The sequence below is a fragment of the Mycobacterium marinum genome (assembly GCF_003391395.1).
In the GTDB taxonomy this organism is placed as follows: Bacteria; Actinomycetota; Actinomycetes; order Mycobacteriales; family Mycobacteriaceae; genus Mycobacterium; species Mycobacterium marinum.
Window position 1 is genome coordinate 4867765 of sequence record NZ_CP024190.1, and the last position, 13805, is coordinate 4881569.

Genomic DNA, 13805 nt, shown 5'->3' on the forward strand with positions numbered 1-13805 from the left:
CTCAGCAAACTGCGCTGCGCCCGGCTGCGCCGCGCTGGCGATCACCACTACGCCAACCCCAGCTTCTCAACCACCGCGACTGGGTCAACGGGTACCGGAGACACCTTCGGCATGTCTTTGAGCGCGGTGTCGGGGTCCTTCAGGCCGTTGCCGGTGACCGTGCACACCACGGTTGACCCGCGGGCCACCCACCCGTCGTCGATGGCCTTGAGCAGACCGGCGATGCTGGCCGCCGAGGCGGGCTCGACGAACACCCCCTCGGCGCGCGCGACCAGGTGATAGGCGGCAAGGATTTCCTCATCAGTCGCCGCCAGGAAGCGCCCCTTGGACTGCTGCTGCGCCTCCACGGCCGACGTCCACGACGCCGGCGAGCCAATGCGAATCGCGGTGGCGATGGTCTCCGGGTGGTTCACCGGTTCGCCGAGAACCAACGGCGCCGCACCCGCGGCTTGGGTGCCCAGCATGCGAGGCAACTTCTCGATAATGCCGTCTCGGTGATACTCGGTGTATCCCTTCCAGTACGCGGTGATGTTGCCCGCGTTACCGACTGGAAGTGCGTGCACATCCGGTGCGACGCCCAGCGCGTCGACGATCTCGAACGCCGCGGTCTTCTGGCCCTCGATACGCACCGGGTTCACGGAGTTGACCAATGAGATGGTCGGGAAGTCGGCAGCCATCTTGCGCGCCAGTTCCAGACAGTCGTCGAAGTTGCCGTCAATCTGGATGATCTTGGCCCCGTGCATGACCGCCTGAGCCAGCTTGCCCATCGCAATCTTGCCCTGCGGGATCAGCACCGCACAGGTGATCCCAGCGCGGGCGGCGTAGGCCGCCGCCGACGCCGACGTGTTCCCGGTCGATGCGCACAACACGGCCTGTTGCCCACGCGCCAGCGCGTCGGTCACCGCCATGGTCATGCCCCGGTCCTTGAAGGATCCGGTGGGGTTGAGGCCCTCGACCTTGAGGTGGATCGTGCACCCGGTCTGCTTGGAGAGCCTCGGAGCCGCGATCAGCGGAGTACCGCCCTCGAGCAGGGTGACAGGAGCCCAGTCATCGGCCACCGGGAGGCGGTCCCGGTACGCCGCGATCAAACCGGGCCAGGGCTTGTGGACCGCGGTCGGCGAGGCGCTCACAGGTCGTTGCCTTCCAGTCGCAGCACGCTGGCCACATTTTCGACGACGTCCAAGTCCGCAAGCGCTTCAACGGTTTCCGAAAGTGCGGCATCGGTAGCCAGGTGGGTGACCACCACGATCCGGGCCCCGATGCGTTGGCCGTCTTGGTCCACGACCCCTTCTTGACGCACCTCGGCGATGCTTACGTCGCGCTTGGCGAACTCGGCCGCTACCGCCGACAACACACCCGCCTTATCGGCGACATTCATGCTGACGTAATAGCGCGTAGAGATGAAACCCATTGGTGCCACCGGTAGTTGAGCATATTTGGATTCGCGTGGGCCACGGCTACCGAGGACCCGGTTGCGCGCGGCCATCACCAGGTCGCCGGTCACCGCCGAGGCGGTTGGCGCCCCACCGGCGCCCTGACCGTAGAACATCAATCGCCCAGCGGCCTCGGCCTCGACCACCACGGCATTGAACGCACCGTTGACCGTGGCCAACGGGTGCGACAGCGGCACCAACGCCGGATACACCCGGGCCGAGACCCGTTGCTGACCTTCGTCAGTGGTGAGGCGCTCACAAATCGACAGCAGCTTGATGGTGCAGCCCAGAGCGCGGGCCGAGGCGAAGTCCGCGGGCGTGATCTTGGTGATGCCCTCGCGGTAGACGTCATCCGCGGTCACCCGGGTATGGAACGCGATCGAGGCCAGGATCGCGGCTTTGGCCGCGGCATCAAAGCCCTCGACATCTGCGGTGGGATCGGCTTCGGCATAGCCGAGCGCGCCCGCATCGGCCAGCGCTTTCGCGTACTCGGCCCCGGTGCTGTCCATTTCGGACAGGATGTAGTTGGTGGTGCCGTTGACGATGCCGGCCACCCGCAACACCGTGTCGCCGGCCAGCGACTGGGTCAACGGACGGATGACGGGAATGGCGCCGGCCACCGCGGCTTCGAAATAGAGATCGACATGTGCGCTTTCGGCCGCCTGCGCCAGTTCACCAGTAGAGGTGGACAGCAACGCCTTGTTGGCGGTCACGACGGATTTGCCGTGCTCGAGCGCGGTCAGGATCGCCTTGCGTGACGGCTCCACCGGACCCATCACTTCGACGACGATGTCGACGTCCTCACGCGAAACGAGCTTCTCAATGTCGTCGGTCAGTAGGTCGATGGGTACACCGCGGTCGTCCGCAACTCGACGCACTCCGACGCCGCGCAGCACCAGTGGGGCGCCGACACGGGCCGCGAGATCATCAGCGCTTTCCTCGATGATGCGGACAACTTCGCTACCAACGTTGCCCAATCCGAGCACCGCTACACCGACCGGCTTTACGTCACCGGACACGGGTTACCTCACCTCCAGACTCAAAAGATCATCAACCGTCTCACGGCGCAGGACCAGACGCGCCTTACCCGCGCGCACCGCCACCACCGCGGGACGGCCAATCATGTTGTAACGACTTGACAGCGAATAGCAGTAGGCACCGGTCGCAGCCACGGCCACCAAATCGCCCGGCTGCAGGTCGTCGGGCACCCACGTGTCACGCACGATGATATCGCCACTTTCACAGTGTTTTCCGACCACGCGAGCCAGCGTCGCCGGCGCATCACTGACACGCGAGACCAACCGGACGTCGTACTGAGCGTCATAGAGCGCGGTGCGGATGTTGTCACTCATGCCGCCATCCACGCTGACGTAGCGCCGGTTCGCCGTGGCGCTCACGTCAACGTCCTTGACCGTGCCGACTTCGTACAGCGTGATGGTGCCCGGTCCGGCGATAGCGCGTCCGGGCTCGACCACCAGCCTGGGCGCGGGCAGGCCCACGGCCGCCGACTCATTGCTCACGATCGCGCCCAGCTTGTCGGCCAACTCCCCTACCGGCGGCGGGTCGTCGGATGACAGATACGAGATACCCAGGCCGCCGCCAAGATCGACCGTCGCAAGCTGCGCGGTCTTTTCCGAACCGAATTCAGCGACCACCTCGCGCAGCAGGCCGATGACACGGTGGGCGGCCAGTTCAAAACCATCCACATCGAAGATCTGGGAACCGATGTGGCTGTGCAGTCCGACCAGCCGCAAGTGGTCGGTCGCAAAGACCCGGCGCACCGCTGCCATCGCCGCGCCGCTGGAGATCGAGAGCCCGAACTTCTGGTCTTCGTGCGCGGTGGAGATGAACTCGTGGGTGTGCGCCTCGACCCCGACGGTGAGACGAACAAAGACGTCCTGGACGATGCCCGCCTCACCCGCGATGGCGTCGAGACGCTCGATCTCGATCATCGAGTCCAGCACGATGTGACCGACGCCGGCCTTGACCGCGGTCGTCAACTCTGCGACCGACTTGTTGTTGCCGTGCAGGGTAATCCGCTCCGGCGGAAAATTGGCGTGCAGTGCGACTGCCAGCTCTCCACCGGTGGATACGTCGATCGAGAGTCCCTCTTCGTTCACCCAGCGCGCGATCTCGCTGCACAGGAAGGCCTTGGCCGCGTAGTTGACGTTGTGGCCACCGCCGAATGCCGCCGCGATCTCTTGGCACCGCGAGCGAAAGTCGTCTTCATCGATGACAAACAGCGGCGTCCCGTATTCCCGGGCCAGCTCGGTAAGCGGTACCCCGGCAATCCGGGCACAACCCTGTTCATCACGGGTTGTGTTACGCGGCCAGACATTCGGCGCCAGGTACAACAGCTCTTCGGCAGACTGCGGCCGCTGCGGGCTTTCCGGGTGGCGGCTCTCTTCGGCGTGCCGGGGGCCGGCTGGGTGGACGTTCACATTCTCTCCGGGGCAGTCACTCCGAGAATTCCCAGACCGTTGGCGATGACTTGCCGCGTGGCCTGGCACAGGGCCAAGCGCGCGGTATGCAGCTGCGTGGGCTCCTCGTCGCCCTGCGGCAAGACCCGGCAGGAATCGTAGAACCGGTGGTAGTCACCGGCCAGGTCCTCCAGGTAGCGGCACACCCGGTGCGGCTCCCGCAGTGCGGCAGCGGTCTTGAGCATCCGCGGGAAATCACCGAGGGTGCGCAGCAGCACGCCCTCCTTCTCGTGGCTGAGCAGCTCGAGATGGTCGGTGTCCGGGATCAACCCGAGTTCGGCCGCGTTGCGGGCCAGCGCCGAGAGCCGGGCATGCGCGTATTGCACGTAGTAGACCGGGTTCTCATTCGACGCCGAGGACCACAGCGCCAGGTCGATGTCGATGGGAGTGTCCACCGAGGAGCGGATCAGGCTGTAGCGCGCCGCGTCCACGCCGATCGCCTCGACCAGATCGTCGAGGGTGATCACGGTGCCGGCGCGCTTGCTCATCCGGACCGGCTGACCGTCACGGACCAGGTTGACCATCTGTCCGATCAGCACTTCGACGGTGGCCGGGTCCTCGCCGAAGGCAGCTGCGGCGGCCTTGAGCCGGGCGATGTAGCCGTGGTGATCGGCGCCGAGCATGTAGATGCACAGATCGAAGCCACGTTCCCGCTTGTCCAGGTAATACGCGAGGTCACCGGCGATATAGGCCGGCTTGCCGTCACTCTTGATCACGACACGGTCCTTGTCGTCACCAAAAGAACTGCTGCGCAACCACGTTGCGCCATCTTTTTCGTAGATGTTGCCGGTCTCGCGCAGCCGCGCGACGGCCTGATCAACCCGCCCCGTGCTGTGCATCGAGTCTTCGTGGGTATAGACGTCGAAATCCGTGCCGAACTCGTGCAGGGACTCTTTGATGTGACTGAACATCAGGTCGACGCCGATCTCGCGGAACGTCTCGTGCATCTGGGCGTCGGGCAGGCTCAGCGCGTCGGGTGCCTTTTGCAGCACCCGTGCGGCGATGTCGTTGATGTAGGTACCCGCGTAGCCATCGTCGGGAGTCGACTCACCCTTGGCGGCGGCAATCAGGGAGTTGGCGAATCGGTCGATCTGGGCGCCGTGGTCGTTGAAGTAGTATTCGCGCACCACGTCGGCGCCCTGCGTGGACAGCAGCCGGCCCAGGGCGTCGCCAACTGCGGCCCAGCGGGTCCCCCCGATGTGGATGGGTCCGGTCGGGTTGGCCGAGACGAATTCCAGGTTGACCTTGTGCGCGGCCATCAGCTCGGAGTGCCCGAAGCCCGAACCGGCGTCGATGATCGCGTTGACGATCTTGGCCTGCGCCGAGGTCTCGAGGCGCAGGTTGATGAAGCCCGGTCCGGCCACCTCGGCAGACGCGATGCCGTCGGCCTTCGTCAGCGCCTCGGCGATCCATCCGGCCAGCTCACGGGGGTTGGCACCGACCTTCTTGGCGAGTTGCAGGGCCACATTGCTGGCGTAGTCGCCGTGCTCGGGATTGCGCGGCCGCTCCACCACGACGGTCTGAGGCAGAGCAGACGTGTCGAGGGCATGTTCGCTCAACACCGCGGTAGCGGTGGTTTTGAGCAGCTCAGCCAGGTCGGCGGGGGTCACGATCGTCCATCCTATGGTCTGAGGTGCTCGCACCCCGAATCCATAGCGGTGGCAACGCAGTCACCGCGATGCGCTAGTCTGGCGGAGCTTGTTCATGCCCTATGGCGCAGCGCGAAGCAATATGCAGTCGATGCGCCCCCGTAGCTCAGGGGATAGAGCGTCTGCCTCCGGAGCAGAAGGCCGCAGGTTCGAATCCTGCCGGGGGCACCACGGGCTTAGGCAGCTAGAAGCCGTTTTCGGCCACCCGCCTAAACATCGAATGCCCCGGCGTGCACTTCGGAATCCAATCCGTCTGGTATCAGCAAGTGCAGCACTGGCGGAAGGCTCCAATGACGCACAACACCACCACCCCGACCGAGGCGCACACCGCGCTCAACAACGCTCCGCAGCACCTACGGCACGCGAGCCGTTGCGCCGCCCTGGTGTGCTCGGTGTCCGGCGGCTACGACTTGGCCTAGCGGACGAGTACGGCGGCATCCTCGCGGCCGCTGGGACAACCGCGAACCTGATTGACCGCCTCAACGGCTACGTGCCCACACCATCGGTTGACGGTCGTCACGAAGCGATCGACGCCGCGAAAGACCGCCACCCCGCGGGAAGTGCGCCGTGCCCCGCCGCGGATGGGCGGCGTTCGCCGTAGCCGCCAATCACGGGCGCGGCGTGGGTGCTGCTGCACGCTGACCCGGCCGCGTTCGACCCGGCCATCGTCGGCTGGCCCCACGCCCTGTTCGGGCAGCTCGCGGAGCTAGCCCGGTGACCGACAAAACACTCCGGACACAACAGTCGGGGCGGCTATTAACCCCACTGACGTGCTGCCCACCAGGCGCATGACGGGCCCGCGTTGGCCTGGGCGAACGACGACCCCTGCGACAACGACGCAACTGTCCCAGTGTCGTGGGGCACAAGCCTGCTTGCAGCGTGTGCGAAGCGCAGTTCACCGACAACAACGCAGATCACGGCAACGCTGCGGCACGGGACAACGCATTGGCTGAATGATCACAACCAACGCCACTCACTAAACAGACTGGGGCCAAGGCACGCCACCGCACCGCGCGGTGAATATCGACCCACGGGGTAAACGCCTAGACTTCGGTGGCTATGGGACAGGGATTGCAGGTAGTTCCCGCCGAGCTGGCAGCTACGGCCGCCCAATGGTCGGCGCTCAGCTCCCAACTCGTCGGGACGCCGCCGACATCGGGGCAACCATTCCAGGCCACCACAGCGGCGGTGAACGCCGTCAACGCCGCGATCGACGTTGCCGCAGCGGCCTTTACCGCGCGGACGCAGACAACGGCCAGCGGGGTAACCGCGGCTAGCGGCGGATATACCGCCCAAGAAGCCGCTTCAGCCGCCGAGATGGGCGCCATCACAGGGGTGACGGTGGTCTAGATGCCAGCAACGTTGTCACAAATCCAGACATGGTCCACTGAGCACCTCATCGACGCGGCCACCTACTGGACACAAACCGCCGACCGTTGGGAAGACGCCTTTTTTACGATGCGCAACCAGGCGCAATCCGTCACCTGGCACGGCGCCGGCGGCGATGCACTACGACGACGCACCGGCGCCGACCTATCCGTCGTCAGCGGCAAGGCCGACCAGCTACGCCATGCAGCCAAGGTCGCGCGTACCGGTGCCAGTGACATCAGCGCAGCCCAACGAAGCGCCCTCTACGCCGTTCAAGATGCACAGAACGCGGGATTCGATGTCGGCGAAGACCTCTCTGTCTCCTACACTGACCATGGCGGCACAGCCGCAGAACAGGCCGCCCGCCAAGCACGAGCCGAACAGATGGCCAGCGAAATATGTTCCCGCGCTGCGCAATTAGAGGGTGCCGACCAAAAAGTTGCGGGCCAACTCACCGCCACCGCAGGCAACGTCGGCAACGCCACCTTTAAACCGGCGCACAACGGCAACGGAATCCAGTTGGTCGACAACACCGAGCAACACGACGGCCCACAGCCCCCGCCCCCGGCTAAGCCCGGATCACCACCCGACCCGATCAGCTCCATGCTGCTGCCGCCCACTGACACGGCACCGATGTCAGACGCCACGAAACAATGGGTCGACAACATGGTCAAAGCGTTGGCCTCCCGGCCCCCGGACGACCCGATCGCCGTCGAAGCACGCAGGCTCGCATACGAAGCCATGCACCAGCCGTGCAACTCCGCCGAATGGACAGCGGCCGTGACCGGCTTCGCAGGATCATCGGCTGGTGCGCTCGGTACCGCCATAGCGATTCCGGCTGGCCCCGCAGACTGGGCGCTACTCGGCGCGGCGCTACTCGGCGTTGCCGGATCAGGAGCAGGATTGGTCAACTGTGCCACCAAATAGCACCACATACCTCGTCATCGCAGTCGCGGTCGTCGCCGCATGCCTAGCCAGCGCCATCGCAGGGTTCGCCCGACTTCGGCCAGGCGTGCTGCACGCGCGTCGCTACGTCGCAATCATGGGTGTCGCCTGGCTTCTACTGGCCGTCAGTGCAATCGCCAACGCAATACGGGGATCGCTGTGGGGGACTGTTTGCAGCCTTGTACTTCTGGTCCTAATACCCACAGCGGTGTACTCGAAGCTACGTAACAGTTCCCCAAGCTAGAGCAGGTCACCACCCGGGGAGGGCGGCATCCTCGAATCCTGCCCGGGGCACCACCCAAACGCCGCAGTTCACATCCGCTATTCATCCCCCGCCGCGGACCTCACCATCACTCCTGTATCCCAACGAGAGCCCCACTGTCGGCCCAGCGCCAGAAGGCTATCCCGACCGGCGACCGCACCCGAGAACACTTTGTTGCCGCGGCCGGTGCGGACCGGGCGCCACCCTGACATTCGACGACACAGAAGCCGTCTCGAGACATCAGCACGCGCCGGGCTAGATAAACACGTACGGACGCCCATTCACCAGCGAATAGAGTCCGACAAACGCAATCAGCAAGAGAAATAGGGCACTGGACGCCACCTGAGCCAACGCGGTTGCCACATACTGGCCGCCGTACCGCCACAACAGATCCCAAGCCGATTTAACGCCCGCCGACAGGCCGGACAAAGCGTTGGAGACGGCGGTTCCCGCGGCGACCACGACAAGATGCGGGTTATCGAACAAAGCCTGCAACGAGACGGCGTTGGCGGCCTCCGCGCTGGCATACCCACCGGCGCTGGCGTTCACCTGCGCGGCAAACCGATCGTGAAAAGCCGCCACTTGGCTGGCCACCTTCTGATAGTCCTCGGCATGCTCGGAGAACAGGTGCGCGATGCCGGCCGACACTTCGTCGGCGGCCGCGGGCAGCAACTCGACCGTCGAGGCAGCCGCAGCCGCATGCGCCTCGCCCAGCAACACGCCAATCTTCGCGTAATCGTTGGCCGCGGCCGCCACCAGTTCCTGGGCCACCATTACATCTGACATATCGGCCCTCCCACCCAATCGTGGTTTGATCCATCGCCCAGGGGCCAATATCACACCAAGCCGGCAGCCCAGCAGGCCCTTGTAGCAAACTTTTCTGCCCGATGACAGGCCGGCACCTCGGACTGGGTGTGGCCCTCGACGATCACGGCAGTGAAAACCAGGCGAGCCTTCGACACCCACCGGCAGTCACGCAATGACCCGATTCGGAAGTCTTGAGACACGCCATTCGCACGATGCCTCACGTGACCGCCATCACCCCTGATATTGAAATCCGTAGGGCCTGATGCAGCGAGCGGGCGACGTGCGTGATTCGATCAGGGCGCTGTGCCAGCGGCGCGCAGGCATTCGGCTCCCACAGTGCGTTCCCCACCCGCCCCGTCCGATCAGCCCATTAGTACCCGCAACGTAGGGCCTTCGGACCCTCGTTAGGCCTGACCACGGATGCGTAGCATCGGCTCATCCGCGAGGCACACCGCGCCTCTTCCCGGCTTGAGGACCCGATCATGACAACGACACCAACCGAGTCCGCCTCCCCCGTCGAAGCACCCGCGATCGACAACCTACGCACCGCCGAAATCGACGCCATTGTTGATACCGCCGCTGAGGCGGCCCGCGCCTTCCGCAAGCTTGACCAGCAGCAGGTCGACGCGATCGTCGAGGCGATGGTGCGGGCCGGGGTGCGCGCGGCCGGCGAACTGGCCGGTGTGGCGATCGAGGAGACGGGCTTCGGCGTCTTCGAGGACAAGGTCGTCAAGAACTACGTGGCCACCGAATTCCTGCACGACTATCTGCGCGACAAGAAATCGGTGGGCGTCATCGACGAGGACGTCGAGCACAACATCGTCTACGTGGCCGAACCGATCGGGGTGGTGCTGGGCATTACCCCGGTGACCAACCCGACCTCGACGGTGTTGTTCAAGGCGATCGTGGCCGCAAAGACCCGCAACGCCATTCTTTTCCGACCGTCACCGTATGCGGTGCGCTGCTGCGAACGAAGCATCGAGATCCTGCGCACCGCGGCCGAAGCGGCCGGGATGCCTCCCGGGGCGCTGCAGGTCATCCCCGATGCCGCTCACGAGGTGACGCACTACTTGTTCACACACCCGAAGGTCGACTTCATCTGGGTGACCGGCGGGCCAAAGATCGTCGCGTTGGCGAACTCGGCGGGAAAGCCGGGGCTCAGTGTCGGTCCTGGGAATGCGCCGATCTACATTCACAAGACCGCCGACCTCAAGGGCGCGGTGGTCGACATACTCATCTCGAAAACGTTTGACTCCTCGGTCATCTGCCCGGCCGAGCAGACCTGCATCATCGACGACGAGATCTACGACGAGATGATCGCCGAGTTCGAGCGGATGGGGGCCCAGTTGCTCACCGCCGACCAGGCGAAGGCGGTGGCCGACTTCGCGTTTGGTTGTGGCGACAAGGTCTCCCTCGATGCGGTCGGGCAGAAGGCGCCAGAACTGGCCGCCCGGGCCGGATTCAGCGTGCCTCCCACGGTGAAAGTACTGCTGGCGCAGTTGCCGTCGGACTTGGACGAACTCGCCGCCCACCCACTGGTGCAGGAGAAGCTGATGCCGGTGCTCGGGGTGGTGCGCGCGCACAGTGTGCAGCACGGCATCGACGCCGCCGTCTTGGTCACCGAGCACGGCGGGTTGGGCCATACCTCGGCGATCTACGCCAACGACGACGACGTCATCGAGGCATACGGGTTGGCGGTTCGCACCGGCCGCATCCTGGTCAACGCGCCAACCGCGGTCGGAGCGCTCGGCGGGGTCTACAACAATCTGACACCCACGTTCTCGCTGGGCTGTGGCACCTGGGGCGGATCGAGCACCACCGAGAACGTCAACTATCGCCAGTTGCTCAACATCAAGACGGTGTCGCGGCGGCGCACGCCGCCGCAATGGTTCCGCGTGCCGTCCAACACCTACTTCAACGAAGGCGCATTGGACAATCTGCGCGAGCTCGACTGCGAGACCGTCGTGGTGGTCACCGACGCACTGACCGAGGAGCGCGGCGTGGTCGAGGCGCTGCGTGGCAAGTTGCGCGCCCAGCACGTGCAGGTGTTCAGCGAAGTGACACCCGAGCCCGACGAGACGACCATCCGCCGCGGTGTCGCGCTCATGCAGCGGGTGCAGCCCGATCTGCTGATCGCCATCGGCGGCGGTTCGGTGCTCGACGCCGGCAAGGCGATGCGGCTGTTCTACGAGCACCCGGAGAAAAGCCTCGACGCTTTGACGATGCCCTTCCTCGACCCGCGCAAGCGGGTGGCCGACTATCCGACCGACCGTCATCGCATCCAACTGGTTGCTGTCCCAACGACATCGGGCACCGGGTCGGAAGTTTCGCCGGCGGCGGTGTTGACCGTTGGCGGAAAGAAGGAAACGCTCGTCGACTACAGCTTGGTCCCCGACCTGGCGATCGTGGACCCGGTGCTGACCTCGTCAATGCCGCAGAAGCTGACCGCGGACACCGGCATCGACGCGCTGACCCACGCGCTGGAGGCGATCGTGTCGATCTTCGCCTCGCCCTACACGGATGCGTTGTGCGCCCAGGCGGTACGGCTGATCTTCGACGCTCTGCCCAGGGCGTACGACGATCCCGACGATCTGTCCGCGCGAACGAGCATGTCCAATGCGGCGACGCTTGCCGGCCTGGCCTTCTCGAATGCCTTCGTCGGGACCAATCATGCCCTCGCCCACGCCGTTGGTGCGAAATTCTCGGTCCCGCATGGCCGGGCGAACGGCATCTTCCTGCCGCACGTGCTGCGTTACAACGCAAGTCTGCCTACCAAGTTCATGCCCGCGCCTGGATATTCGGCGTACATCGCACCGGACAAATACGCGCAACTCGGTCAGCTGGTGTTTGGTGGCCATCTTCCCGACGACAGCCGCCAGCGATTGTTCGCAGGGGTCGACGATCTGCTGGACCGACTGGACATGCCGAGATCGCTGCGGGAATTCGGGGTTGACGAGCAGGAGTTCCTGGCCGCGCTGCCGACGCTGGCGATGACTGCGTTCGAGGATCTCAGCAACCGCACCAACCCGCGGATGCCCCTGGTCAGCGAGATCACCGATTTGCTTCGGCTGGGCTACTACGGTGACACGGGCGTTGGGGAGCCGGCCCCGGCGCCAATCAAGCCCGGGGATGTTGATGGACGGTCCGTTTAGGCGGCGCCAATGATTCGTCATTGGCCACCGGTTCGCCGCGCAGGTTCAAACTCCACGAGATCTTCGGAGTCACCCGCAGATACGGCTGATCACCGGCTACCACCTCGGCCATACCGTACACACGCAGAAACCGGGGACTCCAGGGCTGCGTGGACACCAAATCGTCAATGACCAATGCGATCTTGTCGTTGCCGGCCAAGACGTTGTGGTGGCGCCGCGTCTTCGACGGCTGATAGCCGCCGATGTTGATGTAGGTCCCATCGAACTCGAAACCGACCGGGACGACATCGGGTTGACCGTCACCGTCGACCGTCGCGACCCTGGCCAGCGGCTGGCTCTTCATGAATGCGACCTCATCACTACTGAAACTCATCGAAATGCCTTTCTGGATGGTGCAGAAATTACTTGGCCCGGAAAAGATCAACGTTCATGGCGCCACTAGGAGAGGCGGTTCGCGATGGTGCCGTCATGGACAAACCACGGCCTGATCCGATAGGTCCTGGCTCCGCTGGCGTGCATGGGATCGGCGTCGGCGATCGCCTGGGCCTCGACCACCGAGCCGGCGCGGTAGATCAGCAATCCGTCGCCTTCGAAGTAATCGCCGTCGTCGGTCCACAACGGGCCGGCGGCAAAGAGCACGCCACGGTCTTCCAACTCCCGCAGGTAGCCGAGGTGATCCTCGATATGCGCTTGCACGGCGTCCAATCCCTGCGCCACCGAGGTGACCACGTAGAGCGTCAACCCAACCGGGCCGCCGAAATCCTGGATGACTTTGCGTGATTCGAGTCGGTCAGGCACGATCGGCTCCATTTTGGCGTTCGCGCACGTCGAGGACGAAGGCGCGCACGGCCGCGCCAATCGCGTCCGGGGAGTCCTCTTGCAGGAAGTGACGGCCGGCGACCTTCACTTCGCGCTGGTTGGGCCACGAGCGCGCGAAGTCGAGCTCGCTGCCCCCTTCATGCAGGATTGCGCCCGGCTCCGCGACTATGAGAAGTTTCGGAATGTCGCTGCGCGATAAGAAGTCTGCATACTCCTGTACCATCGCCTGCACGTCAGCCGGCTCACCCTCGACCGGGATCTCACGGGCCCAGAGCAGCGTGGGGATGCGGCTCTGGGGCGTGGGGTAGGGCTTGCGATAGACGGCCATCTCCTCCTCGGTCAGCTGGCGTTGCACACCTCCAGGCACCACCTTCTCCACAAAGACGTTCTCCGCCAAAGCCATCCGCTCGCCCTGTTCGGTGCGCAGCGCCCGCATCAGGGGCTCATAGTCGGTGAAGCCCGCCCAGGTCCTGGGCTGCACGAGCGCATCCATGTAAGCGATACCGGCAATCTGTTCCGGATAGCGCAGCGCGCGGTAGAAACCCAGCGCCGAACCCCAGTCGTGCACCACCAACACCACGTTCTCGGTAATCCCGACGGCCTCGAACCACGCGTCGAGGTACCGGACATGGTCGGCGAACCGGTAGGAGAAGGTCGGCGAGGTGCCGGAGGCCCCCATGCCGATCAGGTCCGGCGCCAGGCACCGACCCACGTCGCTGAGATGCGGGATCACGTTGCGCCACAGGTAGGACGAAGTCGGGTTGCCGTGTATGAAGACAATGGGATCGCCCTGCCCCACGTCGATATAGCTCATCGCGCTGTCGAGCACGTCGACCCGTTTCATCGGCCCGGTGACCGCTTCCCGAGGGGCTCCCGCGCTGCCCTGGCCG

General features: G+C 64.9%; 12 protein-coding genes and 1 tRNA gene. 5 read left to right on the plus strand and 8 right to left on the minus strand.

The window, feature by feature from the left end; all coding sequences use genetic code 11:
* Positions 1-47: 47 nt before the first annotated feature.
* The 4 genes from thrC to argS form a co-directional block, all read right to left on the minus strand.
* The gene (gene thrC / locus CCUG20998_RS20340) at positions 48-1130 is read right to left on the minus strand and encodes a threonine synthase (protein WP_012395683.1); all 1083 of its coding nucleotides are present in this window, start codon (positions 1128-1130) and stop codon (positions 48-50) included.
* Positions 1127-2452: a homoserine dehydrogenase gene (locus CCUG20998_RS20345; RefSeq protein WP_020730035.1), complete on the minus strand. Its 1326-nt coding sequence runs from the start codon at positions 2450-2452 to the stop codon at positions 1127-1129. Before CCUG20998_RS20345 ends, thrC begins: the two co-directional genes overlap by 4 nt.
* 3 nt (positions 2453-2455) lie before the next feature.
* Complete coding sequence (lysA, locus tag CCUG20998_RS20350) at positions 2456-3790, minus strand: diaminopimelate decarboxylase (RefSeq protein ID WP_231389775.1); 1335 nt, start codon at positions 3788-3790, stop codon at positions 2456-2458.
* 80 nt (positions 3791-3870) lie between these two features.
* Entirely contained in the window at positions 3871-5523 is a 1653-nt protein-coding gene (gene argS, locus CCUG20998_RS20355; RefSeq protein WP_020730034.1) for an arginine--tRNA ligase, read from the minus strand.
* A gap of 134 nt (positions 5524-5657) precedes the next feature.
* On the opposite strand from argS, the gene CCUG20998_RS20360 reads away from it, so the two are divergent.
* The 4 genes from CCUG20998_RS20360 (at position 5658) to CCUG20998_RS28220 (ending at position 7857) form a co-directional block, all read left to right on the plus strand.
* Positions 5658-5733: transfer RNA gene (locus tag CCUG20998_RS20360), tRNA-Arg, on the plus strand.
* Positions 5734-5852: 119 nt separating this feature from the next.
* Entirely contained in the window at positions 5853-5981 is a 129-nt protein-coding gene (locus CCUG20998_RS29010) for a hypothetical protein (protein WP_020730033.1), read from the plus strand.
* Between the two features lie 640 nt (positions 5982-6621).
* Entirely contained in the window at positions 6622-6912 is a 291-nt protein-coding gene (locus tag CCUG20998_RS20370) for a hypothetical protein (RefSeq protein WP_020730032.1), read from the plus strand.
* Complete coding sequence (locus CCUG20998_RS28220) at positions 6913-7857, plus strand: hypothetical protein (protein WP_020730031.1); 945 nt, start codon at positions 6913-6915, stop codon at positions 7855-7857.
* A 535-nt stretch (positions 7858-8392) separates the two neighbouring features.
* Here CCUG20998_RS28220 and CCUG20998_RS20385 read toward each other — a convergent pair.
* On the minus strand, positions 8393-8923 hold the full coding sequence (locus CCUG20998_RS20385) for a PE family protein (RefSeq protein ID WP_036456206.1): 531 nt from the start codon (positions 8921-8923) through the stop codon (positions 8393-8395).
* Positions 8924-9426: 503 nt separating this feature from the next.
* On the opposite strand from CCUG20998_RS20385, the gene adhE reads away from it, so the two are divergent.
* Positions 9427-12096, plus strand: a complete 2670-nt coding sequence (gene adhE / locus CCUG20998_RS20390; protein ID WP_020730029.1) for a bifunctional acetaldehyde-CoA/alcohol dehydrogenase — start codon at positions 9427-9429, stop codon at positions 12094-12096.
* Here adhE and CCUG20998_RS20395 read toward each other — a convergent pair.
* The 3 genes from CCUG20998_RS20395 to CCUG20998_RS20405 form a co-directional block, all read right to left on the minus strand.
* The gene (locus tag CCUG20998_RS20395) at positions 12062-12469 is read right to left on the minus strand and encodes a PPOX class F420-dependent oxidoreductase (protein ID WP_020730028.1); all 408 of its coding nucleotides are present in this window, start codon (positions 12467-12469) and stop codon (positions 12062-12064) included. The genes adhE and CCUG20998_RS20395 overlap by 35 nt on opposite strands.
* Before the next feature lie 65 nt (positions 12470-12534).
* Positions 12535-12894 carry a YciI family protein gene (locus CCUG20998_RS20400; protein WP_020730027.1) on the minus strand — a complete coding sequence of 120 codons (360 nt, stop codon included), beginning with the start codon at positions 12892-12894 and terminating at the stop codon, positions 12535-12537.
* Positions 12887-13759 (minus strand): haloalkane dehalogenase, encoded by an 873-nt coding sequence (locus tag CCUG20998_RS20405; RefSeq protein WP_172607300.1) that lies wholly within the window; start codon positions 13757-13759, stop codon positions 12887-12889. The genes CCUG20998_RS20400 and CCUG20998_RS20405 overlap by 8 nt, the downstream gene beginning before the upstream one ends.
* Positions 13760-13805 lie beyond the last annotated feature (46 nt).

What these genes read in the sequence shown, in the direction of transcription:
- CCUG20998_RS20395 (WP_020730028.1), bottom strand. Translation starts at nt 12,469, where the DNA reads ATGAGTTTCAGTAGTGATGAGGTCGCATTCATGAAGAGCCAGCCGCTG.
- CCUG20998_RS28220 (WP_020730031.1), top strand. Translation starts at nt 6,913, where the DNA reads ATGCCAGCAACGTTGTCACAAATCCAGACATGGTCCACTGAGCACCTC.
- CCUG20998_RS20370 (WP_020730032.1), top strand. Translation starts at nt 6,622, where the DNA reads ATGGGACAGGGATTGCAGGTAGTTCCCGCCGAGCTGGCAGCTACGGCC.
- adhE (WP_020730029.1), top strand. Translation starts at nt 9,427, where the DNA reads ATGACAACGACACCAACCGAGTCCGCCTCCCCCGTCGAAGCACCCGCG.
- CCUG20998_RS20385 (WP_036456206.1), bottom strand. Translation starts at nt 8,923, where the DNA reads ATGTCAGATGTAATGGTGGCCCAGGAACTGGTGGCGGCCGCGGCCAAC.
- CCUG20998_RS29010 (WP_020730033.1), top strand. Translation starts at nt 5,853, where the DNA reads ATGACGCACAACACCACCACCCCGACCGAGGCGCACACCGCGCTCAAC.
- CCUG20998_RS20405 (WP_172607300.1), bottom strand. Translation starts at nt 13,759, where the DNA reads ATGAAACGGGTCGACGTGCTCGACAGCGCGATGAGCTATATCGACGTG.